The following is a 25,392-nucleotide window of genomic DNA, read 5'->3' as shown; positions in this document are numbered from 1 at the left end:
GAGAGCGTCCACGACGCGCAGCGCGGACTCTTCGAGCGTGGCGGTGGGCGCAGGCGTCATGCGAGCCTCAGCGTAGCAGCCCCCACGAGCCCGCTCCGTTCTCGTTTGTCATCGGTGGGCGCCAGGGAGTAAGACGGCGGGATGAATTCAGCGCCGGAACGTCCCATCGAACTCGCTCGTGCTCCGTACACCGGCTCCCTGGTGGTTCTCTTGGCGCTCGCGCTGGTCTGGGCGCCGCTCTCGGCGTGCGTCAGCCAGATCTACCCGGTGCCTCCCACGGCCGCCTCGGCGCTCACGCAGATGCCCGCGGACATGGAGGTTCCCGCCTCCACTGTGCAGCTGGTGGTGCCGCTCGACTTCAACGAGCTCAACCGGCTGCTCAACGAGAGCCTGCCCACCGAGATCGCGGCCCTGCGCAACATCACCATCGCCTCGGGCGTGACGGGCTCGTTCCGCCTGGCCCGCGCCGGCAACAGCATCCTGCTCGCCAACCAAGGGCGGCTGCAGGTCATCCTGCCCATCACGCTGGACATCGAGGCCACCGTCAGCACGCAGGTCATGGGCTTCCCCATTGGCCACACCGAGCGCGCCAGCACCTCGTTCGCCATCCGCATCGACACGCGCATCTCGGCCGACGAGGCGTGGCAGGCCACCAGCGAGTCCACCATCGACTACCAGATCACCAACGCCAACGTAGGCATCGGCCCCGCGCGCTTCGACGTGCGGCGCCTGCTGGACGGTCAGCTGCGGCCGTACATCACCGCCCTGCGCGACGTCATCGACGACCGCCTGGGCGCAGCCATCGACCTGCGCGGCCGCATGGAGCGCCTCTGGCCGCGCGTGCTGCAGCCCATCCAGGTCATGGATGACCCCGCGCTCTACGTGCAGCTCGAGCCCGTCGAGGTGCAGTGGGTGCGCCCGCGTCTCGAGCCGGGTCGCTTCACGTTCGGTCTCGGTGTCTCGGCCCGCGTGCGGAGCTACCTCGGCGCGCCGCCCACGCTCCCGGAGATTCCACCGCTGCCGGCGCTGCGCGAGGTGGACGTCATGAGCAATTCGTTCCACCTGCAGGTGCCCATCCAGGTGCCCTTCAGCGAGCTGACGGCGCGCGCCCAGGCGGATCTCGTGGGGAGCGAGCGCCTGCTCGACTCGGGCGCCACCATCCGCATCGACAGTGTGGAGCTGCGCGGCGCTTCGGACGGGCGTGTCCACATCTTGTGCGGCATCAACGCACGCAAGGGCATGCTGCGCTCGGCCCAGGGGGTGCTGCACATGATCGGCGTGCCGCGCTACGACCCGGCCACGCGCATGTTGCGCTTCGAGGAGGTGGCGTACGACCTGGACACCCGCAACGTGCTGCTGCGCATGGCCAACTGGGCCATGCACGACGACTTCCTCGCCGGCGTGCAGGCCGCGCTCGAGTTCGACATCGGCAGCACGCTGGATACGGCGCTCGCGGCCGTGAACGAGAGCGCGCGCGACATCGAGGTGTCCGAGCAGCTCACCCTGCACGTGCAGCTCGCCCGCGTGGACATTGGGCCCATCCTGGTCAGTGACCAGGCCATCGTCATCGTGGGCCTGGCCGACGGCACCGTCGCGGCAGACGTGTCCCTGTTCGGGCGTGCTCTGGACGCGGTGCCGGCGGATTCGCGGCAGTAGCGGGCCTACACACTCCGAAGTGGGTGACCACCGGTCACCGCGAGCACCCCGTCGTTGTCGTTTTCGTTGTCGTAGGCGTGGGCCTTGACGGCGACGGCGACGGCGACGAATTCCGGGTCGAAGCGTCTCCTGTGACGGCACTCGGCTGTCGACGTCTCCAGTGTGGGAAATGGAGGGGTCGGTCACCGTGGTTGCGGCGTGCATCCTCTCGGCGAGGCGTCAGGCCGGAGCGTCGCGGTAGGCCGGGGCGTCGCCGTCGCCGTCGCCGTCAAGGCCCACGCCCACGACAGCGACAACGTGGGACCACGCGTCCCGGTAGCCGGAGCCGATCAGGCGGCGTGACGCACGCCTTCACGCACGCTCTCGCGCACGGGCAGCTCCACCTGAGCCTCGGCGGAAGACGGCGGCGCCACCTCGCGTGCGGGAATCACGGGCCCGGGCAGCGAGAGCCGCACGATGCGCTTGGCCACGCTGCCGAGCTGCTTCGCGAAGCTGCCCGTGTTGTAGACCTGCCCGTAGCGCTCGCAGATCTCGCGCACCGTCACGGCCATCTCGGGATAGCGGGCCGCCGGGATGTCCGGGAAGAGGTGGTGCTCGATCTGGTGGCTGAGGTGGCCCGTGAGCAGGTGCAGCGTGGGGCTGCCTTCGACGTTGCCCGAGCCGTTCAGTTGGCGCACGTACCACTCCCCGCGCGACTCGTTCTCGGTCTCGGCCTCGGTGTAGACGCGCACGCCCTCGGGGAAGTGTCCGCAGAAGATGACCGAGAAGGTCCACAGGTTGCGGGCCCCGTTGGCCAGCAGGTTGCCGAAGGCCACGCGCGGCGCGTTGCCGAGCGCCAGCGCAGGGTAGAAGCCGTAGTCCTTGAAGAGCTGCCAGGCGGACTTCTTGAGGAAGGGCTTCGCCCGCTCGAGGAAGGGTCCCAGGGGCTCCTTGCGCTCGATGACTTCGGGGATCCGCAGGTCGTGCCCGCCGACGCCCCACTGGAAGAACAGCGCCAAGAGCGCCGCGCTGATGGGCTGCGCCAGGTAGCGGGGCTCCCAAGGTTGCTCGGCCGCGACGCGCAGTAGGCCGTAGCCCACGTCGCGGTCCTTGCCCACGATGTTGGTGTACGTGTGGTGCTCGAAGTTGTGTGAGTGGCGCCAGTCTTCGGCCGTGCAGACGTTGTCCCAGTCGTAGCGGTGCGAGTCGAGCGCCGGGTCACGCGTCCAGTCGTACTGACCGTGCATGACGTTGTGGCCGATCTCCATGTTCTCCAGGATCTTGGAGAGCGCGAGGGCGCTGACGCCGCCGACGAAGCTGAGCGGGCCGATGCCCACGTGCAGCAACACGCGGCCGGCGGCCTCGCTGGTGTTGGCCATGCGGATGACCTTGCGGATGTGCGCGACGTCGCGCTCGCCGAGGTCGTCGACCACCGACTGACGCAGCGCGTCCAGCTCGCGACCGAACGCTTCCGCTTCCGACTTGCTGAGGGTTCTGCTTACTCGAGTCATGAGGAGAGTCTCCGAAAAATGGGGTTGGGGATGGGCGCCAAGGCGGGGCGCGCGGGGTCAGCCGAGGTCGAGCGCGAGGTCCGAGTGGGGCTTGCTGATGCAGAGCTGGATCTCTTCGTCCGGTGCGCTCGAGATCACGCCGGTGAGCAGGTTCTCGACGGTGCCGCTCTGCTTGGTGCACTTGCAGGTGTGGCAGATGCCCACGCGGCAGCCGCTGGGCGGGCGCGTGCCGGCGCGCTCCAGCTGCTCCAACAGGCTGCCGGCGCCACGCGCGATGACGGCGCGCTCGGAGCGCAGCAGCTTCACCTCCACCGGCTCACCGGGGGCGACCATGCGCGCCGTGGGGATGGCCGAGACGAACGCCTCGCGCTTCAGCTGCGCGGACGCGCCGGCGGTGTCGAAGAGGGCCTCGACGCGCTCCATCAGGGGGCCGGGCCCGCACAGGAAGGCTGCGCGCTTTGCGAAGTCCGGGACGAGGGCCGAGAACACGCCCTCGTCGAAGCCGCGCGGTGCGCCCGGGGCGTCGTCCAAGCACAGGACCAACCGGAGCCCCACGTGTTCCCGCGCCAGCTGCTGGAGCTCGGCGCCGAAGATCACGTCCTTCTGGGAGCGCGCGTAGTGTACCCACACCACGTCGTGCAGGTTGCCCTGGGCTGCGAGAGTGCGCGCCATGGACATGAGCGGGGTGATGCCGCTGCCGCCGCTCAGAAAGAGCAGCTTCTCGGGACGCACGGCCGGGAGGACGAAGTCGCCGGTGGCGGGTCCGAGGCGCAGGACGTCGCCCGGGCGGGAATGCTCGTGCAGCCACGAAGACACCCGGCCATCCGGCACGCGCCGCACGGTGATGGTCAGGTGCTCGGCGCCGGGCGGCGACGAGATGGAATAGCAGCGGCTGGTGCGCACGCCGTCGACCTCCACCTCGACGGAGACGTACTGCCCGGCCTCGTGGCCCCGAAAGCGGAAGTTGGGCTGCAGGACGAAGGTCTTGGTGTCGGGCGTCTCGTCAATGATGGAGACGATGCGTGCGCGGCACTGGTCGCCGGCATGCAGCGGGGCGAGCTCGTTCATCCAGAAGCTCGCCTGGCGGTCGAGGAAGAGCCGGCGGATGACGGCGCGGGGGGCCTTCGACCAGGGGCTGGGGTTCTCTCGTGTCGCGAACATGGGCATCTCCGGGTTGCGTAACCTACGGATGAGTAAGTTACGTCAAAGTAAGTGTAGGTCAATGGCCTACCCTCAAAAAAGAGCCTGTTTACATGCTGTAAACGTGCGACGCAGTGCCGTTTGTAACGTTGGCGTAACTTACCGTGTCGTCTTACCATGGGGACGCAATGAGCCTCCGGAGCCGCCGCATGTCCGCCACCGATCGACGGGCACAGCTCATCGACGTCGGTCGCGCCGTCTTCGCGGCCAGCGGCTACGAGGGCACCTCCGTCGAAGAGGTGGCCAAGCGCGCCAAGGTGTCGAAGCCCATCGTCTACGAGCACTTCGGCGGCAAAGAGGGCCTCTACGCCGTCATCGTGGACCGCGAGATGGACTATGTGGTGCGCCGCTTGGTGGAGTCGATCTCGAGCGGCACCCCCCGCGAGCGGGTGGAGCGCGCATCCCTCGCGTTCCTGACCTACGTGCGGGACCATCCCGATGGCTTCGCCGTGCTGTCGCAGGACTCCCCGCTCACATCGTCCAAAGGCACCATGTCCAGCCTGCTCAACGACATGGCGGAGCGCGTGGGGGACGTGTTCGCGGCCACGCTCAAGGAGGCCGGCTACGACCCCCGCGCGGCGCCCATCTACGCCCACGCGCTGGTCGGCATGGTCACCTTCGTGGGCAAGTGGTGGACCGAAGAGCGCAAGCCGCCGGTGGACGAGGTGGCCAAGCACATGGGGGCTCTCGCGTGGATGGGCCTGCGTCACTTGCCCAAGCGGCCGAAGTTCCAGGCGCCCCCGGGCTGACGGAGCGCCCGCGGCCGGCGGTCGCTAGGGGGTGCAGGCCACCGGGCACTTGTCCACGGGAACGTCGTGTGCCGTGCAGCCCGGCGGGCCGTACCACGTGGCGATCACCTCGACGCGACGGTCAGCGTCTGCCGGGCTCATGCCGCTGGGCGGGTCGACCTTGCCCCAGTGCGAGCCGAAGCCCACGGCCTGGAGGCGCGCCGTGTCGACACCCTGTTGGGCGAGCCTGGCGATGACCCACTCGGCGCGGGAGCGCCCGAGCTCGGCGGCCTCGCCTTCGCCGGTGTGACCCGAGACGTAGACGTCGCCCTCTCCGCCCAACGCCCGGGCCAGCGCAGGGATGTCGGCCGTCTGGCCCGCGGCGCGCCCGCGCACGAAGTACAGGACCGGCATCGGCGGTGCCTCACGGATGCAGTACGACTGCGAGCAGGTGCGGGCCGCGCACGTGAACTCCGACCAAGCCTCGGGAGAGCCGTCCTGGTCGGCGTCGTAGGGAGGGCAGCCACCCGCGCGTGCCTCACCACGCTCCGTGGCGCAGCGGTCCAAGTGGTCCGGCAGGCCATCGCTGTCCGCGTCGGCGCCTGGCGTGCTGGACGTGGCGGTCTCGGACCCGGTCTCGGCGACGTCCTCGCCCCCCGTCTCGCCTGCGCCCGCGCTCGTTGGCTCGCCGCCGCCGCACCCGAGCCCAGGCGCCACCATCAGCGTGAGCGCCAGCGCGCAGGCTGCGAGATGGTGTGCCGTGCGTGGGGGGTGGTCGACAGCGAGCGGACGGGCGATGCGGGCGTGGGTCACGCGCGCCAGCATACCGACGTTCTCAGCCCGAGACGATGGGCAGACTGCCGCGCTTCGTAACCCGCCGGGGTGCCGTGGTGTTCTCCAGCTTGAGCACGCCGCGCGGGCACATGTGCGCGCACATGCCGCAGCCCACGCAGCTGGCGCGCGTGAAGCTCTCGTTGCGCTGCGCGTAGGCCCGCACGTCGATGCCCATTTCGCAGTAGGTGCTGCAGTTGCCGCACGAGATGCACATGTCGGGCTTCACCGTGATGCGGTAGCGCCCCAGCTTCTGGATGAGCCCCAGCAGCGCGGCCATGGGGCAGAAGTTGCGGCACCACGAGCGCGGGCCCAGCAGCGGGTAGAGGCCGGTGCCGATGACCCCCGCCAAGATGGAGCCCACCACGAAGCCGTACAGCTCCTTCACCGACACGGGGCCGCCCGAGACCACGCGGTGTAGGCCCGGATGACTCGCGCCCCAGAAGAAGTCTGCTGCCACCAGCGCGGTGGTGACGATGACCAGCACGAGCACGCTGTGAATGGACCAGCGCTCGAAGCGCCACGCCGCCGACGACTTGCTGGTGAGGTGGCGGTAGGGGTCGCCGAAGGTGTTGGCCAGGCCGCCGCAGCCGCACACCCACGAGCAGTACCAGCGCTTGCCGAAGAAGAACGCCAGCACGGGCGCGGCCACGAGCCCACCGATCACGGCGTAGACCGACAGGTAGACGGGCAGCTGCACCAGCGTCTGTGGGTAGAGGTAGTCGTACTTCAGCGGCCAGAAGTAGCTGAAATAGAACTCGGGCTGCCCGAACAACGGCATGACGAAGGGCAGGGTGAAGCCCAGCACCACTTGCACGCCCACGTTCACGGCGATGCGCGCGCGGTTGTAGCGGCTGTTGCCGTGGCGGCGCAGGTAGTAGACACCACCAGCCGTCATGGCCACGCAGTACAGGAAGCCGTAGAGGTACCAGCGGTTGCGGAGGTGCAGGGCCTCGGCCAGCGCCGTGAGCGGGTGTCCGCCCAGCATGCCGCTGAGCTTCTCTTCCCAGTACAGCACCGTGTAGAAGCCCACCAACGTGGCGGCGATCACGAACGCCAGCGGCCCGCGCGCGCGGTAGCCCTCGCGGTACGTGGAGAGCAGCCCGTTTTGTCCCTGGAGGTCCATGGCTCAGCGGCTCCCTTCGTGCGGGAAGCTGAGCTTCGGCACGAGCTCCGTGTCGAAGGCGGCCTCGTGCAGGTGGTCCAGCGCGTACGCGAGCGAGCGCTGCGCGTCGATGAAGCCCATGAGCACGGTGTGGTCCCAGCGCCGCCCCAGCAGGTTGAAGCCGATGACCCCCGCGTCCGTGTGCACGATGCGCGTGGTGCTGCGCACGGCAGCGCGCTCCTCGAAGTACCACTCGCGCTCACCGGGCTGCTTCGTGTTCACGAGCCCCGCCGTGGTGTACTCGATGTCCATGAGCTTCGCGCTGTTGTACCAGGTGGGGCGCCGATACCGAGCGGCCTCGCCAGTCTGACCCAACAGCGCCCGGGCCGCGACGCGCCCCTGATCGCGCCCCGTGTACCAGAGCTGCTCGGGCCGCTGCGCGCCGTCACGCCAGCGCACCGAGGCGCAGTCCCCGGCCGCGAAGATGTTCGGCAGGTTGGTGCGCTGCTGGTCGTCCACCACCACGCCCCCGCCGTCGTCGAGCGTGATGCCCGAGCCCAGCAACCACTCGGTGTTCGGCACCACGCCGATGGCGATGACGGCGCAGTCCACGTCGAACGCGCCCTGCTTGGTGACCACGCGCGCCACGTTGCCCTGCGCGTCGGCCTCGAGCCGCTCCACCTCGTGCTGCAGGTGCACTTGGACGCCGTGCGCGCGCATGCGCTCCGTGATCCAAGCGGCCTCCGCCGCGTTCACCGCCATGGGCCAGAACCACTCGTCGCGGATGAAGAAGTGCGGGTGTAACCCCTTGGCGTGCGCCACCTCCACGGCCTCGATGCCGATCAGCCCGCCGCCGATGATGGCAGGCCGCGTGGACAGTGAGCCCCGCTTCGCGGCGGCGCTCTCGCGCGGCAAGTAGGGCGACTCCGGCCGGCTGTGGGCCACGTGGTGATCCGGCCGCTCGGGCCTGCCTGCGTGGCTGGACCCGCCGTGCAGCTCCCGCTCGTACCACTCGAGGTCTTGCAGCGTGACGAAGTGCCCGACGCCGCGCAGGTCGCTGCCCGGCCAGGGGCCCTTCCGCGGGCGAGAGCCGCACGCGATCAACAGCCGGTCGTAGGCGAGCGCGCTGCCGTCACCCAGCTGCACGCGCTTCGCGGCAGCGTCCACGCCCGTGGCCCGGGCCCGCACGCGGGTGAAGCGATGCCGCACGTAGGCATCGCGCTCGAGCGGCTCGATGTCGCGGTGACTCAGCTGCCCCGAGTGCACCCACATGAGCGCGGTGCGGGAGAAGAAGTGGTCGGACTCCTCGGACACGAGCGTGATGCGGGCGTCGGGCGCCTCGGCCCGCACCGTGAGCGCCGCCTCCATGCCGGCCACGCCGTTGCCGATGATCACCACGTGCATGGCGTCATCGTATGCCCTCTGGGCCCGGCCGTTAGCCTCGATTCAGAATGAATGGCCATTCACTTTTTGTGCGGCGCTCCCGCCCGAGATCAGTTACACACTCAGCGCCGCGCCACAATCCCATGAGGGAGCGTCGTGGCGTCCCCCTTCCCCAACAGTCCCAAAGTACCGACTGAGGAGTGCCCCATGACGACAGTGAATGAATTCTTCGCGAAGGTCAGCGCGGCTGCCGAAGCCAACCCCGGCGCGGCCACCGAGTCCGACGCCATCTTCCAGTTCAACATCAGCGGCGCGGAAGAGGGCGTCTACGTCCTCGACCTCACGTCCGGCAAGACCTCGGACTTCCTGAGCCGCGAGCCGAACGCCAACGCCGGCGCCAAGATCTCCGTCAGCAGCGACGACTGGCTCTCCATGCTGGACGGCTCGCTGGACCCGATGGCGGCGTTCATGGGCGGCAAGATCACCATCGATGGTGACCTCAACCTCGCCATGAACCTGCCCAAGCTGATGAAGCTGGCGCAGTGATGCCCCGGGCACGGGGTAGGGTGGCCACGGCTGCCCGCCCCGCTGCCCCGTCTATCCGCGCGTGCGCGTCATGGCCCAGGCGATCCCCGCGAAAGCGGCCGCCGCCAGCACGTACAGCAGCGCTCGAACCAACGTGCGGCGCACCGTGAGCGTGCTGTCTGCGGTCTTCTGCCGAAGGCCGGGAGCCACGATGGCGGCGATGGCCACCACCGACACGGACCCGCCCACCACGGCCACCAGCACACGGGCTGCGCCGGCCGCTTCGCCCCACGCCTCCCGGTAGGTGGCGTCGCTCCCCAGCAGCGGTGTGACTAGCGCCAGCAGCCCCGCGCCCAGCGCCAGCGTGGCCCAATAGACACGGCGCGCGACGCGCTGACGGGCGCGCTCCCGCGGAAGCGTGTCCACCACGGGGTGGTGCGTGACGTCCCAGCTCGGCGCGGGTCGCAGGAGGCGCAGCGCGAGGGCCACGTAGACCAGCCAGGCGGCGGCGACCATGACCATGGCGGGCGCCGAGGGGGCCCCGACCCCCGGCCAGGCCAGCGACAGGACCACCAGCAGCGGCGCCACCACCAGCAGCACCCCCTGCGAGAGCCCTGTGCGCGGGAGCGTGAGGCCGAGCAGCATCAGCCACGGGGCCAGGAATGCCGGCACGAGCGAGACCGACAGTCCGCTCGTAAGCGCGCCGGGCAGGGTGGCCGCCAGCGCGAACCCCGACCCTGCGGCGATCACGGTGGCGCGCAGCCCTGTCGATTCGGGCGGCGCCGAGCCGGGAGCCGGCGGCGAGTGTGCGTCAGGGCTGGAGAACTGCGGTGAGGTCATTCACATCATTGTTTGTGGTTCGCCTCGCATCCTATATCCTCCGCAGGTGCGCGTCTGCCAGCACTGCGGAACAGCCGCCGATGAATCCGATCGCTTCTGCGCGGTGTGCGGCGCACGCCTGCCCGAGGAGGGCTCGTCCGGTTCGTCCGACCCGTTGATCGGGCGCACGGTCGGTGGCTCGTACACGCTCCAGGAAATCGTGGGCGTGGGCGGCATGGGCCGCGTGTACCGCGCCGAGCAAGGCACGCTCGGCCGCACCGTCGCCATCAAGGTCATCCACCCTCACCTGCTGGGGGACGACCAGACCGTTGCGCGCTTCTATCAGGAGGCGCGCGCGGCCAGCCGCCTGAACCACCCGAACAGCGTGAGCATCATCGACTTCGGACGCACCGAGGACGGCATCCTGTACCTGGCGATGGAGCACCTGACGGGGCGTGACCTGTCGCTCGTCATGCACGAAGAGGGGCCGCTGCCCTTCAAGCGCGTGTGCAACATCCTCATTGCCGTGCTGGATGCGCTCGGTGAAGCCCATCAGCTGGGCATCGTGCACCGGGACCTCAAGCCCGAGAACATCATCCTGACGCGCACGCGCTCGGGGAGCGACCTGGTCAAGGTCGTGGACTTCGGCCTCGCCACCATCGTGGGCGGCGAGACGTCCATCACACGTCCGGGCTTGGTGTGCGGCACGCCCGACTACATGTCCCCGGAGCAGGGCCGCGGCGATCCGGTGGACGGTCGCGGCGACCTCTACAGCCTGGGCGTCATGCTGTTCGAGCTGCTCTGCGATCAGCTGCCGTTCGTGGACGACACCCCGACCAAGGTGGTGCTGCGTCACCTCAACGACCCGGTGCCCGACCCGCGCACCGTCGTGCCGCATCGTGGCATCCCGGACTCACTCGCGGAGATCGTGCTGCGCGCTCTCGAGAAGGACCCCGACGACCGCTTCGCCGATGCGGTGGCCATGCAAGAGGCCCTGCGCGCGGCCATGGAGGGCCTCAAGAGCAGCAAGGGCTCCACCCGTTGCGCTGGCTGCGGCGAGCTCAACCCCGCGGGCATGCGCTTCTGTGGGGCTTGTGGCGCGCGCTTGCCGAGCCAGCTGGGGCCGCCACCGGCCACGCCCGCGCGCACCTCGCGCCGCTCGGTGTACCCGGTGCTGCTGGACCAACGCCCGCTCGTGGGGCGAGCTGCCGAGCTGGCTCGCCTCGTCGAGACCTGCGACCGCGCCACGGGACGCACGCTGTGGCTGCGCATCGACGGCGAGCCCGGCGTGGGCAAGTCGCGCCTGGTCCAAGAGGCCGCGCGCGTGTTGTCGGAGCGGGGTGACGTGGTCATCGCCACCGGCGGCCCCCACCCGAGCGGCGCGCCCGTCCCCTATCACGCGGTCACCGCACTGCTGGCCACGCTCCTGGGGGTCCCGCGCGAGCGCTTCCGCGAGCTGGCCACCGAGGGCAACGGCTTCGACGCCCTGGCGCAAGCGGGCATCGACGACGTGCTGGAGCCCAAGGGCCTCGAGGGCGCGGACAACGCGGGCCGGAGTGGTGCTGCGGCGGCAGCGGTGGCGGCCGCGCTGGTGCTCTCCATGTCGCGCAACGACGCACGTCGCGCCATGATCGTGCTGGACGACCTTCAGCGTTGTGACGGCCTCACGCAGCTCTGCGCGTCGGCGCTGCCCACGGCGCTCGAGGGCGTGTCCTCGCTGCTGGTCACCATCGGGCGTGAGCGCTTCGGCGACCCCGAGCCCATGGTGTTGCGCGGCTTGAGCGTGGAGGAGACGGGCCTCTTCCTGGCGGGCAAGACGTCCCCCACGGCGCCCACTCTCGTGAGCATGGCGCGCACGTCGGAGGGCGTGCTCGCCAAGCGCATGCTGCCGCTCTACCTCGAGCAGATCCTCGCGCTCGGCGGAAACAAGAACGAAGAGACCCTCCCGCCACGCCTGGCGGACGCGGTGGGTTTGCGCTTCGACCGCGTGGGCGCGTCGGCGCGTCGCATGCTCCAAGCGGCGGCGGTGCTCGGCACCGAGTCGCTGGTCAGCGAGCTGCAGGGCATCACGGAGCCGGCGCATCACGAAGGTGTGGGCGAGCTGGTGCACGCCGGCTTGCTGGTGCAGGACGGCGAGCTGGTGCGCTTCCCGCACGTCTTCCTGCGCGACCTGGCCGAGGCGTTCATCCCGGCCGAGGCGCGCCGCGAGCTGCACCGCGCCGCGCTGCGCATGCGCCAGACGGCGGGCAGTCCCACCGAGGTGCTGGCGGAGCACGCCTACCGCACCGGCGAGGCCATGATGGCGCTCATGGTGCTGGAGCGCATGGGCGACGCGTCGCTGTCGCGCGGGGACGGTGTGGGCGCCGTGCTCGGCTATCGCCGCGCGCTCGAGGTGGCGCGCCGCGAGGTGCTCGAGACCGGCGACATGATGATGGACGCCGCGCTGGTGACGTTCAGCCGCAAGCTGGGCCGCGCGCTCGAGCACGTGGGCGACCTGTCCGGCGCCGACGGCGTGTTGCGTGAGGCGCTCGACCTGGTGGCGCCCAGCAGCCCCGAGCACGTGCGCATGCTGGTGGACCTGGCGCGCGTGTCGCTGCGGCGAGAGCGCTCGCGCGACGCCATGCGGCACTGCGGCCTGGCGCTCGAGCGCGTGGCGGGCGTCAACCCCGAGGTAGAGTCCGAGGTGCAGCTCACCATCGGGCGCATTCGCCGCACGGACGGCAACGCCACCCACGCGGTCATCGCGTTCCGGCGCGCCGTGGAGCTCTACCGGGAGTCCAAGGCGGCACCCGCCATGCTGCTGCGCGCCAAGATCGAGCTGGGCGAGGCGCTCGCCGAGAACGATCAGATGGCCGAGGCCATCCTGGCGCTGACCGAGGCAGAGCAGCTGTCGCGTGAGGCGGGCCTCAGCGCGCTGGCGGCCCGTGCCCTGGGCGTGCTGGGCACGCTCGAGTCCAAGCGTGGTGATGCGCACACGGCCGCTTCGCGCTTTCGGGCGGCAGGCCGCTTGGCTGCCGAAGCCGGGGACGCCGAGGGTGTCTATCGGTACGCCGGGTTCGCCGCGTCGCTCTGACACTCTGCTATCATGCGGGCTGTGCCGGCCCTGACCCGACCCGAACACTTCCCCGTGCAGCGCGCGTGGCGCGTGGCGCTCAGCTGCGTGCTGGGGCTGCTCACGCTCAGCTGCGTGGAGCTCGACGAGTTCGCGACCACGGATGAGACCGAGTACGCCGGGCGGGTGTTCGGCGCCGACGCCGACGACTGCGCCGACCGCGCGCGCTGCTCGTTCATCCGCCGTGGCTTCGGCGGCGATACGGTACTGCGCCTGCGCTTCGATCCGGACAACGTGCAGGGCGTGGCGGGCTCGGTCACCAGCTCGGGCGAGCGCTGCGGCCCCACGTTCACGGACGTCCCGCTGATGGCCATCGAGCCGCTGCTGCACGACCAGCTCTCGCTGCTCGAGATCCCGGGCGGCGCGCGCGCCAAGAACTACATCTTCGCCCTCTCGCCGGTGAGCGGCCCGCTGGCGGGGCGTGACGTGCTGGCGTTCGTGTCCCTGCTCCGCTCCGAGCGCATCGAGGTGCGCATCCTCGCTGGCTCCGGGCAGAACGCCTGTGACCCGGACCCGGCCGACTGCGACCAGATCAACGCGGGGGGCTGCGACTACTTCGGGGTGTTCTCGCTGGACCGCGAGGACCTGTGATCGTCCTCGGCATCGAGAGCTCCTGCGACGAGACCGCCGCGGCGCTGGTGCGTGACGACGGAACGGTGCTGTCCGACGTGGTGGCCAGCCAGATCCGCCTGCACGCGCCCTACGGCGGCGTGGTGCCCGAGCTGGCCTCGCGCGCGCACCTGCAGAGCATCGTGCCCGTGGTGCAGCAGGCGCTCGCGGCGCTGCCCGGCGGGCTCGAGAGCGTCGACGGCATCGCGGTCACGCACGGGCCCGGCCTCTCGGGGGCGCTGTTGGTGGGCATCCAGCTCGCCAAGGCGCTGGCCTTCGACACGCAGAAGCCCTTCGTGGGCGTGAACCACCTGGATGGGCACTTGCTGGCGGTGTACCTGCGGCGCGGCCACGGCCCGCACCCCGAAGCGCCCCCGTTCCCCTTCGTGGCCCTCTTGGCCAGCGGTGGGCACACGGCGCTCTACCGCGTGGACGCGCCCATGGACACCACGCTGCTCGGCCAGACGCGCGACGACGCGGCCGGCGAGGCCTTCGACAAGTGCGCGAAGCTCTTGGGCCTGGGCTATCCCGGGGGGCCCCTGGTGGACCGGCTCGCGGCGACCGGAGACCCGCACGCCGTCCCGCTGCCCATGCCCATGGCGCAGCGCAGTTCGCTCGAGTTCAGCTTCTCGGGCCTCAAGACGGCCATCGCACGCAGCGTGGAGCGCGACGGTGTGCCGGAGGGCCAGGCCCTCGCGGACCTGTGCGCGTCGTTCCAGCACGTGGTGGTGGAGACGCTGGTGCGCAAGAGCCTCTTCGCCTGCGAGGCCGAGGGGGTGCGCCACCTGGTGCTGGGCGGGGGCGTGGCCGCCAACCGCGGCCTGCGGGCGCGCGCACAGCAGCTGGGCGCCGCGGCGGGGGTCACGGTGCACATCCCCGAGCTCGCCTCGTGCACGGACAACGCCGCCATGATCGCCTATGCGGGCGCTTGCCGCCTTCTGCGTGGCGAGCGCGATGGCCTCGACTTGCAGCCATTCACCCGGGACCCTGCACGTGCCCGCGGGCGCTTCCGGCCCGACGGAACGTTGAACGCGAAGCGCGCGTGAGAGGCTCAGCGGGCTTCGCGTTCGTTTCGGGCGTCTCAGGTCAGGACGCGACGGGCAGCATGACCTTGCTGTTGGGCGGCGGATAGAACTGCTCGGCCCAGCGGCGGTAGGCCGCGATCTCGCCGTCGCCCTGCGCCAGCGCCGGCTTGGCCTCGTAGCGCTTGGCCTCCCAGATGGGCACGTCGGACGAGACCTCGAGCGTCAGGAAGTGCAGCGAGATGGCCTGCGCCAGGCGCGTGAGCCCCGGGATGGGGTAGCTCGAGTTGGTCGCGCCCACGCGCAGGTGGATGCGCGAGTCGTGAATGGGCGTGGACATGATCAGGAACTTGGTCTCGAGCTTGACCTGCTCCACTCGCGCCACGACCAGCGAGTACCCGAGGCCGTGCACGAAGACGTTGAAGTCGGCGCGCACGCCCTGCTCGCGCAGGCCCGGGATGAAGTCCAGCCGGCGCTTCATGGTGTACTTCGAGCGCAGCAGCGGGCCGTCCAGCTCTAGCGGGCCCGTGGAGGCGGCGTCCATGAAGTCGTGCAGCACCGCGAAGTGGCCGATGTCCACGCTGTTCTCGCTGGTCTCCTGAGGGTGACTGTTGAGCTCGAAGTCGTTCCAGCGGAAGTCCGGGAAGTTGGCCATGTCGAGGTCGGGGACCTCCCACGTGGGCTCACGGCCGAGCGCGTCGTAGAACGCCAGCAGCATGCCGTTCAGCTCACGCGTGGGGTAGAGCCGCAGGTCGGCTTTGCGCGGCGCGCGGCCGCTGGGGTAGGGCGTGCCCGTGCACTTGCCGTCGGTGTCGAAGCGGAAGCCGTGGAACGCGCACTTCAGCTCTTCACCGCAGACCGACCCCTGGCCCAGGTGGGCGCCGAGGTGCGGACAGAACGGGTCCGTGGCCCGGAACACACCCTGCTCGGTGCGGTAGAGCACCAGCTCGGTGCCGAAGTACTTGCGGGTGAGCACGGTGCCCGGGCGCAGCTCGCTGCTGGTCCCGACCATGTACCAGCCGGAGGGAATGCCACTGAAGGGGAAGCGCTGGGCCATCAGAATTCGTCCTTGCCGGTGATCTCTTGTTCCAGCTTGTCTGCCGTGCGGGCCACCACGTGGAGCGGCAGCTCGAACTCGTCCATGTCCATGGTGTCCAGCTGCACGCTGTAGCGCACCACGTAGACGCCCTTGTCGAGGCACAGTCCGCCCACGGCGAAGCCGAAGTTGCGCTGGAGGGCCACCTCCGGGTCCAGGTCCTCGCGCTTGGCGCAGGCGGACGCAAAGTCCACCCACTCGCGGCCCATGGCCTCGAAGCGGGACACGATGACGGCCTGCAGGCGGTCGTTTTGATACTCGAAGATCAGCTTGAAGCTGTTTTCGGTGTCTTCGGTGAGCTCGTACTTCGAGCGGGCGTACTCTTGAACATCGGACCAGGTGGGCATCGGTCTTCCTCGTGCGAGCCGTACTGTAGTGCCACTTCGCGGGGAGTGAAGCCGGGCGGGGTCATTCGCCGGGGCCCACATCCGCAGGCAGTGTAACCCAGATGACGGAGAAGGCCGAATCCTTGTGCGCCCGGCCTGGCGACGGGAGCAGCCCTCGGCGTCGGGATCGCGTATCCTGCCGCACCATGAAGCGCAGCCCGGCCCCCCTCGCGATCCTCAAGGACGTCATCACAGGCGCCGCCCAGAACGCCGCCCACGCCGAGTGGCGCGACTCCGTGCGCGCCGAGCTCTCGCTCTTGCCTCGCCTGGCCGGCAAGACGCTGCCCACGCTGGTGCAGATGAAGCGCGGCACCCGCACCACGCTGCTGGAGGTGCTGCAGGAGAACGCGCGCGAGGCCGGCCACGAGCTGGCCCTCGAGATGGGTGACCAGCGGCTGACCTGGCGCACCCTCGAGCGGCTGACGTCACGCATTGCCCACGTGCTGCGCGGCCTCGGGGTCCGCAAGGGCGACGTGGTGGCGCTGGTGGGCACCAACTCGCCGCTCTACGTGGCGCTGGTGCTGGGGTGCACGCGCGTGGGCGCCACCACCGCCATGATCAACAGCAACCTGCGCGGGCGGCCGCTCTCGCACGCGCTGCTGGTCAGCAAGGCGAACGTGGTGCTGGTGGAGGCGTCGCTCGCCGCCGCCGTCGCCGAGCGCGACGACCTGCACGCCCTGCGCGTCATGACCTTCGGCCGCGGTGAGCTCGAGACCGAGCTGGACAAGGCGCCGGCGGCTCCGTTTCCGCCCGCGCCGGTCAGCGTGGACGACGACTTCATCTATATCTACACGTCGGGCACCACCGGCATGCCCAAGCCCTGCCGCATCTCGCACGGGCGCGCGCTCTCGGCGGCGGCCGGCTTCGGCCCGCTCATGTTCGACTGGCAGCCGGGCGACAAGCTCTACTGCGTGCTGCCGCTCTATCACGCCAACGGCTTCATGATCGGCATCGGCGGCTGCATCATGGCGCGCGTGCCGGTGGCTCTGCGCGCCACGTTCAGCGCCACGCAGTTCTGGTCCGACGTGAAGCGCTATCGGGCCACGGCCATGATCTACATCGGGGAGCTGTGCCGCTACCTGGTGAACACGCCCGAGCACCCGGACGAGCGCGACAACACGCTGCGCGTGGCCGTGGGCAACGGACTCCGCTCCGACGTGTGGGGCCCGTTCCAGGAGCGCTTCGGCATCGCCGACGTGCGCGAGTTCTACGCCGCCACCGAGGCGCCCGGCTTCCTGCTGAACTTCAGCGGCAAGCGCGGCTCGGTGGGCCGCATGCCCTTCGGCGGCATGGGCTGGATGCGCCTCGCCAAGTACGACGTGGAGGCTGACGACCACGTGCGCGACGCGCAGGGCTTCTGTGTGGAGAGCACGGCTGACGAGCCCGGCGAGCTGCTGGTGAAGCTGGGCGCCATCAAGACGCCGGCCACCGAGTTCCGCGGGTACACGGACGCGGCCGCCACCAGCAAGAAGGTGCTGCGCAACGTGTTCGAGCCGGGCGACGAGTACTTCCGCTCCGGGGACCTGCTGCGCCGCGACGACCTGGGCTTCTACTACTTCGTGGACCGCATCGGCGACACGTACCGCTGGCGCGGCGAGAACGTGTCCACGGCCGAGGTGGCGGACGTGCTGGCCCAGACCCCGAACGTGGCCGAGGCCACCGTGGTGGGCGTGCGCGTTCCCAGCCAAGAGGGCGCCTGCGGCTTGGTGGCCGTGGTGCTGGACCCGGGCAAGAAGCTGGACCTCGCCGCCCTGCGCAAGGAGGCCGAGTCGCTCCCGGCGTACGCGCGCCCGCGCTTCGTGCGCGTGCAGAGCGCGCTCGAGCTCACGGGCACGTTCAAGGTGCAGAAGAACCAGCTGAAGCACGACGGCGCAGACCCAGCCAAGGTGGCGGACCCGCTCTTCGTGTTGATCGACGACGCGTACGTGCCTCTCACCGCCGAGCTCTGGGCCGCCATCGGCCGCGGCGAGGTCCGGCTTTGAGCCCCACCTCGTGGGCTCTCGTCTTCACGTTGGTCTCCCTCATCGCGCTCGCCGTCACGCTGCACGGTGAGAAGCACGACCGTTGGACGCAGGTGCGCTTGTCGAAGCCGCTGGCGTCGCTCGGCTTCCTGGGCGTGGCCCTCACGGGCAAGGTCTACGGGCACGCCTTCCACCTGGCCATCTTCACCGCGCTGGTCTTCTCGTTCTTCGGCGACGTGTTCCTCATGTGGCGCGCGCGCCCGCTGTTTCTGTGCGGCCTGCTCAGCTTCCTGTTCGGACACATCGCGTTTGCCGCGGCGTTCGTCTTGGGCGGTGTGGACGTGCTCTGGTTCGCCGGCGGCGTGGTCATCATGCTGGTGCTCAGCTTGATCATCGGCGCGTGGGTGCTGAAGCACGTGGAGGACACCATGCGTGGCCCCGTGCTGGCCTACATGAGCATCATCGCGCTCATGGTGGCGCTGGCTTTCGGCCACTTCGGCGTCAACGGGCTGCTGGCCGTGCCCGTCGGCGCGCTGGCGTTCTACGGCTCCGACATCTCGGTGGCGCGCGACCGCTTCCTGGACGCAGGCTTCGGCAACCGCCTGTGGGGCCTGCCGCTCTACTACGCGGCGCAGTTCACGTTCGCGTTCACGGTGGCGCTCACCGGGAGCTGAGGCCGCGGCGCGATAGGGGCGAGCCGTTCGCTGACGGGCTGCTAACCTCCTGTGCGATGACGCTGCAAGGAGCCTCCACGTCCTGCGTCAGGCTTGCGGCCTGTGTGGCGTTCTGCGTGGCCATGGTGGGGATCCCGCAGGCGGCCAGCGCTCACCGTGTGCTGCTCTCCACGGGGGATGACGTGAGCCACTGCGTGGACCGCGAGACGCTCACGGGGCGCGTGCACGAAGCGCTCACCACCACGTCCCGGGGCGCCCTCGAGCTGCGCGTGGACATCCGCCTCGAGGAGGGCGCGTTCAAGCTGACCCTGGTGGTCTTCGACGAAGCCGGGACGCAGCTCACCCGGCGGGACCTCGTGAGCCACTCGCCAGACTGCCGCGACCTGGACGAGACGCTGGTGCTGGTGTCGGCGTTGATCCTGGACGGTGCCGTGGCCGAGCAGCGTGCGCGCGTGGCAGAGGCCCGGGAGCAGCGCTGGAGCGTGGGCCTCTCTGCAGGTGGGGTGTTCCGTGTCTTGCCCAGCGCCTACGCCGACGGCAGCTTGGTCGTCGGGTTTCGACGCGGTCGGCTGTTGGCGCTCGCGCGGGCTTCGCTGGGCCAGGCGGTCAGCACGCCGGCCATCGAGGGGCGCATGGAGCTGCGCGCGCTGACGGGCAGCCTCGCCCTGTGCGGGGCCGTCCTGAACTCACGGGTGGCGGCCGTTGGCCCCTGCGGCAACCTCGTGGTGGGGCAGCTGCGCGCCACCACCGAGGACCTCATCGTGGCGAACACCACCATCCGCGCGCCGCACGTGCGGGTGGGGGCAGGGCTCGGGGGCGAGCTGGCGCTAGGGCGGCACGTCTGGTTCGTGACCACGGCCATGCTGGAGTTGGCGCTGACGCGCACGTCGTTCTCCGTGAACCAGGGTGGGGTCGCGCTGGTGATCCACCAGCTCCCTGCGGTGGGGGTGCGCCTCGACCTGGCGCTCATGGTGCGTCTCGGCGCGGTAGATTGAGCGGCTCCCGCAAATAGCGTGATGACGCGGGCTGGGTCCCAACAGATCGAGGGGAGAGGAAAGGGTCAACATGTCATCCAGAACCAACATCACGCTATTCGGTCTCCTGTGCTCGGGGCTCATCCAGGGCTGCGTCGACGACGCCGTTGTCGGGACCTCAGGGCAGATCACCATCGACCTGCCGCAGACCACGCTGGGCGCGTTTGCCTACGACTCGAGCACGGCCATCGCCGACGTGAACAACGATGGCACCGGTGACCTCATCGTGTGGACCAACGCCTCCCAGCCTTTCGACTTCGAGTTCGAGAACGGGGAAGTGACCCTCCCTCCGGTGGGCGTCTTCGTTTTCTTTGGCGGGGAAGGACACTTCGAGGGCCAGCTGGGCCCTGCCGACGCGGACCTCACGCTGACCATCCCGGAGGCGAAGTTCGTGGGGCGTGTGGCCGCCCAGGACCTGGACGGTGACGGGATCGTGGACCTCATCGTGCACCTGGTCGCCGAGCCGTCGCGGCACTTCTGGCCGATGCCCGTGCGGTCGTCGGTGGGACCTCACGGAGTCGACACGGGGGTGTACGTGGTCAAGGGCGGGTCGCTGCCGACCGGCGTCCACCCGCTCACGGCGGTCGCTCAACACACCCCCGCGTATGGGTTCACCTCCGAGTACATGGTGCACTCCCCTCACGAGTTCCAGGACCTCGACGGGGTCCCGGGCCAGGAGTTCCTGACCGAGCCCTACCGCCTCGTCGACGTAGGCAACACCGTCATCCATGTGCGCGACCTCGAGACGGGGGAGACGCGTGCCCGTCTGCTGGCGCCCGAGGACACCTACCTCGATGTCCGCGGCGTGCTGGACCACGACGGCGATGGAGCGTCCGACGTGGCCGTGCTCTGGACGCAGACCGACGGCCGGAACCCGAACTCGGTGTGGTCCTGGAACTCGCTCAGCATCGCCATCTTCTATGGCCCCTTCGAGGGCGACATCACGGTTGGCGATGAGGGCACCATGAGCGTGTACCTCCTCGGAGCCGCGTTCTTCCACACCGACATGGAGTCGTTGGGTCCCGATGGGGCGGCCCGCACCGTCATCGGCGACTTCTGTGGCGATGCGACCGAGGACCTGCTGCTGACGACGGCCGGCAGTGATGTCGCTCCCAGCACTCGTCGCGGCGTCTACTGCGTGCCCGGTGGGAGCCGCGACGCTCAGGAAGCGCTCATCGCTCAGCGACACGGCGAGCTGCGCCTCGATCTGCAGTATCCGAGGTGGACGGTGGCTGCGCGCCCTGCAGGCGCGGATCGGACGCAGCTGTTCGTGATGGGCATCGACGCCTTCGCGTTCATCACGCCCGAGCTCGGCGTGATCGCTGGCGACCTCACGATGGAGGAAGAAGTGGTGAACCGCGCCGGGCTCTCCTACGCCATGCCCCAGGACTCGCCGCTCTTCACGTCGCTCGGCGGCGCCATGGGTGACCTGGACGGCGACGGAGTGTTGGACGTGGCGCTCGGCACCAAGGCGCGCGAACTCGAGTCGGAGTCGCTCGTGCACGTCATCTACGGCTTCGGAGGCTGACGCGTGCAGCCGCACGGGCAGACGCACACCACGAGTGACCTCCGGGACCCCTCTCTGCGCTCTCTCGCGCACGAGGGGTCCCGGCATGTCGATGACGCCTTCGTCCGTGAGCACCAGCTGTTCGTGCGCCGTTGTTTGCTGCGCTTCGGCATCGCCGGGGCAGACGTGGACGACGCCGCGCAGGACGTGTTCGTGGTGGCCCTGCGCCACACGGGGCCCTTCGATGTGCAGCGTTCCGCGCGCCCTTGGCTGTACACCGTGGCCTTGAACGTGGCCCGCAACCTCCGGCGCAAGCACCAGCGCGTGGAGACGCCCATGGCGGAGCCACCCGAGGTGCACGTACCGCCGCCGCAGGAGCGAAGCCTGCATGCTCACGAGGCGCGCTCGCTGGTGCACCGCGCGCTCGACGAGCTGCCGCCAGCCCAGCGCGACGTGGTGCTGCTGCACCGGCTCGAGGGCTGGCCCATGGAGATGGTGGCGGAGACCGTGGGCTGTCCTGTGGCCACGGCGCACTCGCGCCTCCGGCTGGGCTCGGCGCGGCTCGACCGCGCGGTTCGGAAGCACGCGCTCCGGGCGCGCTGCGCCGCGTTGCTGGCTGCGTTCTTGGGTGCCTTCGCGTCCCCGCCTGCCGCGGCGGCCGCCACGGTGGCGGTGGTGCTCGTGGTCGTGGGGGCCGTGGTGGTCACGCCGCGGATCGCGCCCCCCGCTGATGAGGAGCCTCCTTCGCGGCGGCCCCTCGGGACGGCGCGAGCGGGGACGCCTGCCTCCGCGCCCACGCGGCTCGAGGACACGCGCCCCGAACTGCCCGCGAATGCCCGCCAGGACCCTCTCCCAGCTGAGCCGCCCAGCCGGGCGGTCACCCGGCCGCGCGGAGCGGTTGCCAGCGTGCCTGCCGCTCCCCCCGTGGTCCTCCCCACCACGCCAGTCGTCGTGAGCGTTCCCGCAGTGCCACAGACCGCCCCGGAGCCCCCCGAGGACCCACTCGTGGCCGAGACTCGCATGCTGGCGCGGGCACGCGCACTGGTCACCACGTCACCTGCGGGCGCACGGCAGGCGCTAGACGCCTATGACGCGCGCTTCCCGCAGGGGCAGCTCCACCGCGAGCGAGCAGCCATCGAGGGCGCGCTCGCGCGAGCTGCTCAGCGCACGCCCTGACGGGCTCTGGCCCGCGATCCGCTGGCCCTCTCGCGGGCTGTCAGTAGTGCTGCATCTGGTCGCAGTGCAGGTTGTCGCCCGTGGTGGTGCCCAGCATGGTGGTGAAGCGCTGGAAGAAGGCCACGCGGTCTTCCACCTTGTTGTTGGTGGGCTGCTGGCACTCGAGCCCGCCGTTGATGATGTTGATGGTCATGCCGAAGCCGGGCGTGCGGCCCGCCGCGGTGTCCCCGGCCGTGGGCGTCCAGCCACCCGTCATCACGGCGTGTGCGGAGGGCTTCGGCGACTGCGCTGTCATCCAGAACCAGAGCGCGGTGCGGAAGGCCACCACGCCGTCGGAGGTCACGAGCGACGGGTTGTTGAGCAGGTCGAGGCCCAGCACCGCGCCGACCTGGCCGTAGTTGTAGTTCCACGACAGCTGGATGGGGCCGCGTCCGTGGTACGTGCGCCCCGCTGCGCACGGGTACGTCACGTTGCCCGCGTCGCAGTAGCCGGTGCACGCGCCGCCCTCGCAGCCCACCTCTTCGATGAAGTAGAGGCCCCACGCCTGCGCGCCGCCGGGGGCCGTGGGCCAGCCGCCGGTGGTCTCGTGCGCGATGTTCGCCAAGAAGGCCGCCAGCTCGCGCCTGCGCTGGGTGAGCGTGCCGGTGCTGGCGAACGCGGGGTAGTACTCGGCCGCCGCCACCAGCGCGGCGTGGGAGTAGAGCGCGTTCCGGTTGGGGAACATCTCGGCCCAGGTGTCCGCGTCCAGCAGCTCGACGAGGCCGCTGCCGGTCCCGCCGCCTTGGTCCTGGGCGGTGCCCAGGTCCGCGGTCACGCCGTGGTCCACGGTCACGCTCGTGTCGGTGGGTGAAGTGGCATCGGGCAGTGAGCCTTGATCCTCGGCTGGCCCCTCGTCGCGGAGGCCGCCGTCCGTGGGGGCGGACCCGTCCAACGTCACCGACGCGTCGTCTCCTCCGGCAGGCAGGTCTTCCTCACAGCCGGCCCCCACGAGCGCGACGGCCAGCAAGACGGGGAAGATGGCAACGCGCGAGACCACAGTGAAGGCTGGCATGTCTCTAGGGAGGCGCGGCCACCCCGGAACGGGTCACGGAAAAGTGCGCCGTTTGCACCGGCGCTCGAAGTTGCCTACGTTGAGGGCTCGGCCAGGAGCGCAACCAAGCGACTCCGGCCCCGCCGCTGCCCCGTGCAGCGTGGCGCAGCCAGAACGTCCCGAGCGAGACCCACGTGTCCGCAGACGAGCCTCGCTGCCCCGGCCATCTTCGAGCCCCTCCGGCGCAATCACGCGCCTTGGCTCCTTCACAGAGAGACCTCCCATGAACCCCATGCCCCCCATCCTCGTCACCCACCACGACCGCGAGCGCCTCGAGCGCATGCTGGAGCGCGCCAACCCGGAGAGCCCCACGGCGCTGGCCCTCTACGACGAGCTGGACCGCGCCCGCCCGGTGGACCCGCACGCCGTGCCCGCCAACGTGGTCACCATGAATTCCCGCGCCCGTTTCCGCGAGCGCATCAGCGGCAAGGAGCACGAGCTGACGCTGGTGTTCCCACAGGACGCCGGCGCCGAGGGCCGCGTCTCGGTGCTCACGCCCATCGGCTGCGCGCTGCTGGGGCTGTCCGTGGGTCAGGTGATCGACTGGGCGGGCCCCACCGGGCGCACCCTGCAGCTGGAGCTGCTGGCCGTCTCGTACCAGCCCGAGGCGGCGGGGGACTTCGTCAGCTGACCGTCACTCGGCGCGGTGAGCCGCCATCCACGCCGCGTAGTCCGTGTATCCCACGGCCTCGTGGCGCGCCTTCACCAGCGCGCCCACGCGGCGCACCTCTTCGGCCGACAGCTCGCGCCCGTGCAGCGCAGCGTCCACGGCGGGCTCCACGCGGGCAGCGGCGCGGCCACGCAGCTCGCCGCCCGCGCCTTCGCCCACGCCCACGCCCAGGAACTCGGCGGCGACCTGCTCGGTGATCTCGGCCGCGTTCTGGCGGCTGTCCTTGATGTTGCCCTTGCCGGTCAGCACGTTGCCCAGGCCGAACATGCCCGGCCGGTCGCGCACGGCGCCGGTGTTCCAGTCCGTGTAGTCGTACAGCTCACCGCGCGTGGGCACGCCGGGGATGGGCTCGGGCACGCTGCCGATGCTCGAGATGACCAGCGGGCCGCGGGCCTCGAAGCTGGCCCCCGGCACGGTGCGCACGCGGCCGTCCACCACCTCGGTGCGGTCGAAGCGTAGGCCCACCAGGCGGTCTCCGTCGGTGATGGCGCCAGCCGGCGCGGCGTTGCCCTCGAAGTGCACCAGGTACTTGCGCATGACGCGCTCCATGATCTTCACGCGCGACACCTTGAGCTTGGCCAGCTGCTCGGGGCTCGGGTCGTCCGCGGTGGCCACGGGCATCTCGTCCATGCCGCGCCGGTAGTAGAGCGTGGCGCCGTGGATGCCGAGCGAGGCCGGGTCCACCCCGTGGTCCTCGCAGATTTTGGGGATGCCCTTCACCTCGAGCTCGGTCAGGTCCACCTCGTGGCCGAGCACGCGCAGCGCCGCCGCGTAGAGCGTGAGGTTGATGACCTTGACCACGTCCACCGACGCGAGCCCGCCCCCCACCACGATGGCGTGGTCCTTCACTTCGTACTGCGGGCCGCTGTAGCCCGCCTCGTGGTAGTGATTGAACCAGTAGACGAAGGGGTTCTGGTAGAGCAGGCCCTTGCCCACGTAGGCGTCGATGCCGTCTATGGGCAGCGGGCGGTCGCGCCACGCTCCGTTGGCCAGCAAGACCGCGCTCAGGCCGTACTCCTTGCACAGCTGCTCCACCGAGACGTCTTCGCCGACCTTGGTGTTGGGCACGAAGACCACACCGTCGCGCGACAGGTTGGCGTCGATGCGCTCGTACTCTTTCTGGCGCAGCTTGTCGTGCCAGCGCGGCAGGCCGTCCTCGATCTTGCCGTAGGGCCGGCTGCCCTGCTCGAAGACCAGCGCGATGGCGCCCTTCTGGGCACACAGCGCAGCGGCCTCGGAGCCCGCGACGGCGCCCCCAATGATGCCGACGACGTGCGTCGGCTGCGACTCGTAGTGAATGAGTTCCATGGGCTGCCGG

General features: G+C 70.2%; 22 protein-coding genes. 12 read left to right on the top strand and 10 right to left on the bottom strand.

What is annotated here, in order from left to right:
* Positions 1 to 141: 141 nt before the first annotated feature.
* The gene (locus tag IPI43_00915; protein MBK7772692.1) at positions 142 to 1,656 is read left to right on the top strand and encodes a DUF4403 family protein; all 1,515 of its coding nucleotides are present in this window, start codon (positions 142 to 144) and stop codon (positions 1,654 to 1,656) included.
* Positions 1,657 to 1,985: 329 nt separating this feature from the next.
* On the opposite strand, the gene IPI43_00910 is transcribed toward IPI43_00915, so the two are convergent.
* The gene (locus IPI43_00910; protein MBK7772691.1) at positions 1,986 to 3,146 is read right to left on the bottom strand and encodes an acyl-CoA desaturase; all 1,161 of its coding nucleotides are present in this window, start codon (positions 3,144 to 3,146) and stop codon (positions 1,986 to 1,988) included.
* 57 nt (positions 3,147 to 3,203) lie between these two features.
* Positions 3,204 to 4,307 carry a ferredoxin reductase gene (locus IPI43_00905; GenBank protein MBK7772690.1) on the bottom strand — a complete coding sequence of 368 codons (1,104 nt, stop codon included), beginning with the start codon at positions 4,305 to 4,307 and terminating at the stop codon, positions 3,204 to 3,206.
* Between the two features lie 167 nt (positions 4,308 to 4,474).
* Between IPI43_00905 and IPI43_00900 the strand changes: the two genes are divergently transcribed.
* Positions 4,475 to 5,095, top strand: a complete 621-nt coding sequence (locus tag IPI43_00900) for a TetR/AcrR family transcriptional regulator (GenBank protein ID MBK7772689.1) — start codon at positions 4,475 to 4,477, stop codon at positions 5,093 to 5,095.
* A 24-nt stretch (positions 5,096 to 5,119) separates the two neighbouring features.
* On the opposite strand, the gene IPI43_00895 is transcribed toward IPI43_00900, so the two are convergent.
* From IPI43_00895 to IPI43_00885, 3 genes are read right to left on the bottom strand one after another with little or no spacing between them, the layout of a single operon-like run.
* On the bottom strand, positions 5,120 to 5,887 hold the full coding sequence (locus tag IPI43_00895; GenBank protein MBK7772688.1) for a hypothetical protein: 768 nt from the start codon (positions 5,885 to 5,887) through the stop codon (positions 5,120 to 5,122).
* Positions 5,888 to 5,909: 22 nt separating this feature from the next.
* Positions 5,910 to 7,031 (bottom strand): 4Fe-4S binding protein, encoded by a 1,122-nt coding sequence (locus tag IPI43_00890; GenBank protein ID MBK7772687.1) that lies wholly within the window; start codon positions 7,029 to 7,031, stop codon positions 5,910 to 5,912.
* Positions 7,032 to 7,034: 3 nt separating this feature from the next.
* Positions 7,035 to 8,414, bottom strand: a complete 1,380-nt coding sequence (locus IPI43_00885) for an FAD-dependent oxidoreductase (GenBank protein MBK7772686.1) — start codon at positions 8,412 to 8,414, stop codon at positions 7,035 to 7,037.
* A 186-nt stretch (positions 8,415 to 8,600) separates the two neighbouring features.
* Between IPI43_00885 and IPI43_00880 the strand changes: the two genes are divergently transcribed.
* Positions 8,601 to 8,939, top strand: a complete 339-nt coding sequence (locus IPI43_00880) for an SCP2 sterol-binding domain-containing protein (GenBank protein ID MBK7772685.1) — start codon at positions 8,601 to 8,603, stop codon at positions 8,937 to 8,939.
* Positions 8,940 to 8,990: 51 nt separating this feature from the next.
* On the opposite strand, the gene IPI43_00875 is transcribed toward IPI43_00880, so the two are convergent.
* Positions 8,991 to 9,758 (bottom strand): hypothetical protein, encoded by a 768-nt coding sequence (locus IPI43_00875; protein MBK7772684.1) that lies wholly within the window; start codon positions 9,756 to 9,758, stop codon positions 8,991 to 8,993.
* Between the two features lie 46 nt (positions 9,759 to 9,804).
* On the opposite strand from IPI43_00875, the gene IPI43_00870 reads away from it, so the two are divergent.
* Genes IPI43_00870 through tsaD form a run of 3 tightly spaced genes read left to right on the top strand, consistent with a single transcriptional unit; the run spans position 9,805 to position 14,504 of the window.
* Complete coding sequence (locus IPI43_00870) at positions 9,805 to 12,810, top strand: protein kinase (protein ID MBK7772683.1); 3,006 nt, start codon at positions 9,805 to 9,807, stop codon at positions 12,808 to 12,810.
* Positions 12,811 to 12,831: 21 nt separating this feature from the next.
* A complete protein-coding gene (locus IPI43_00865; protein ID MBK7772682.1) occupies positions 12,832 to 13,440 on the top strand; it encodes a hypothetical protein in 609 nt (202 codons plus the stop codon).
* Positions 13,437 to 14,504: a tRNA (adenosine(37)-N6)-threonylcarbamoyltransferase complex transferase subunit TsaD gene (gene tsaD, locus IPI43_00860; GenBank protein MBK7772681.1), complete on the top strand. Its 1,068-nt coding sequence runs from the start codon at positions 13,437 to 13,439 to the stop codon at positions 14,502 to 14,504. Before IPI43_00865 ends, tsaD begins: the two co-directional genes overlap by 4 nt.
* A gap of 40 nt (positions 14,505 to 14,544) precedes the next feature.
* Here the strand turns inward: tsaD and IPI43_00855 are convergent, their stop codons facing one another.
* Together IPI43_00855 and IPI43_00850 are read right to left on the bottom strand one after the other, a co-directional pair.
* Positions 14,545 to 15,537 (bottom strand): Rieske (2Fe-2S) protein, encoded by a 993-nt coding sequence (locus IPI43_00855; GenBank protein MBK7772680.1) that lies wholly within the window; start codon positions 15,535 to 15,537, stop codon positions 14,545 to 14,547.
* On the bottom strand, positions 15,537 to 15,923 hold the full coding sequence (locus IPI43_00850; protein ID MBK7772679.1) for a hypothetical protein: 387 nt from the start codon (positions 15,921 to 15,923) through the stop codon (positions 15,537 to 15,539). Before IPI43_00850 ends, IPI43_00855 begins: the two co-directional genes overlap by 1 nt.
* 185 nt (positions 15,924 to 16,108) lie before the next feature.
* Here IPI43_00850 and IPI43_00845 point away from each other — a divergent pair, with 185 nt between their 5' ends.
* The 5 genes from IPI43_00845 (at position 16,109) to IPI43_00825 (ending at position 22,314) form a co-directional block, all read left to right on the top strand.
* Entirely contained in the window at positions 16,109 to 17,944 is a 1,836-nt protein-coding gene (locus tag IPI43_00845) for a long-chain-acyl-CoA synthetase (protein MBK7772678.1), read from the top strand.
* Positions 17,941 to 18,597: a lysoplasmalogenase gene (locus tag IPI43_00840; protein MBK7772677.1), complete on the top strand. Its 657-nt coding sequence runs from the start codon at positions 17,941 to 17,943 to the stop codon at positions 18,595 to 18,597. Before IPI43_00845 ends, IPI43_00840 begins: the two co-directional genes overlap by 4 nt.
* A 56-nt stretch (positions 18,598 to 18,653) precedes the next feature.
* Positions 18,654 to 19,592 carry a hypothetical protein gene (locus IPI43_00835; GenBank protein ID MBK7772676.1) on the top strand — a complete coding sequence of 313 codons (939 nt, stop codon included), beginning with the start codon at positions 18,654 to 18,656 and terminating at the stop codon, positions 19,590 to 19,592.
* A gap of 70 nt (positions 19,593 to 19,662) precedes the next feature.
* The gene (locus IPI43_00830; GenBank protein MBK7772675.1) at positions 19,663 to 21,159 is read left to right on the top strand and encodes a hypothetical protein; all 1,497 of its coding nucleotides are present in this window, start codon (positions 19,663 to 19,665) and stop codon (positions 21,157 to 21,159) included.
* A gap of 3 nt (positions 21,160 to 21,162) precedes the next feature.
* On the top strand, positions 21,163 to 22,314 hold the full coding sequence (locus tag IPI43_00825; GenBank protein MBK7772674.1) for a sigma-70 family RNA polymerase sigma factor: 1,152 nt from the start codon (positions 21,163 to 21,165) through the stop codon (positions 22,312 to 22,314).
* Positions 22,315 to 22,354: 40 nt separating this feature from the next.
* On the opposite strand, the gene IPI43_00820 is transcribed toward IPI43_00825, so the two are convergent.
* Positions 22,355 to 23,038 carry a hypothetical protein gene (locus IPI43_00820; GenBank protein ID MBK7772673.1) on the bottom strand — a complete coding sequence of 228 codons (684 nt, stop codon included), beginning with the start codon at positions 23,036 to 23,038 and terminating at the stop codon, positions 22,355 to 22,357.
* A gap of 589 nt (positions 23,039 to 23,627) precedes the next feature.
* Between IPI43_00820 and rnk the strand changes: the two genes are divergently transcribed.
* Complete coding sequence (gene rnk / locus IPI43_00815; protein ID MBK7772672.1) at positions 23,628 to 24,035, top strand: nucleoside diphosphate kinase regulator; 408 nt, start codon at positions 23,628 to 23,630, stop codon at positions 24,033 to 24,035.
* 3 nt (positions 24,036 to 24,038) lie between these two features.
* Here rnk and IPI43_00810 read toward each other — a convergent pair whose 3' ends face one another.
* On the bottom strand, positions 24,039 to 25,382 hold the full coding sequence (locus tag IPI43_00810) for a hypothetical protein (protein ID MBK7772671.1): 1,344 nt from the start codon (positions 25,380 to 25,382) through the stop codon (positions 24,039 to 24,041).
* Positions 25,383 to 25,392 lie beyond the last annotated feature (10 nt).

Source organism: Sandaracinaceae bacterium (assembly GCA_016706685.1).
In the GTDB taxonomy this organism is placed as follows: Bacteria; Myxococcota_A; Polyangia; order Polyangiales; family Houyiibacteriaceae; genus JADJJE01.
This window is presented reverse-complemented; position numbering and strand designations above follow the sequence as displayed.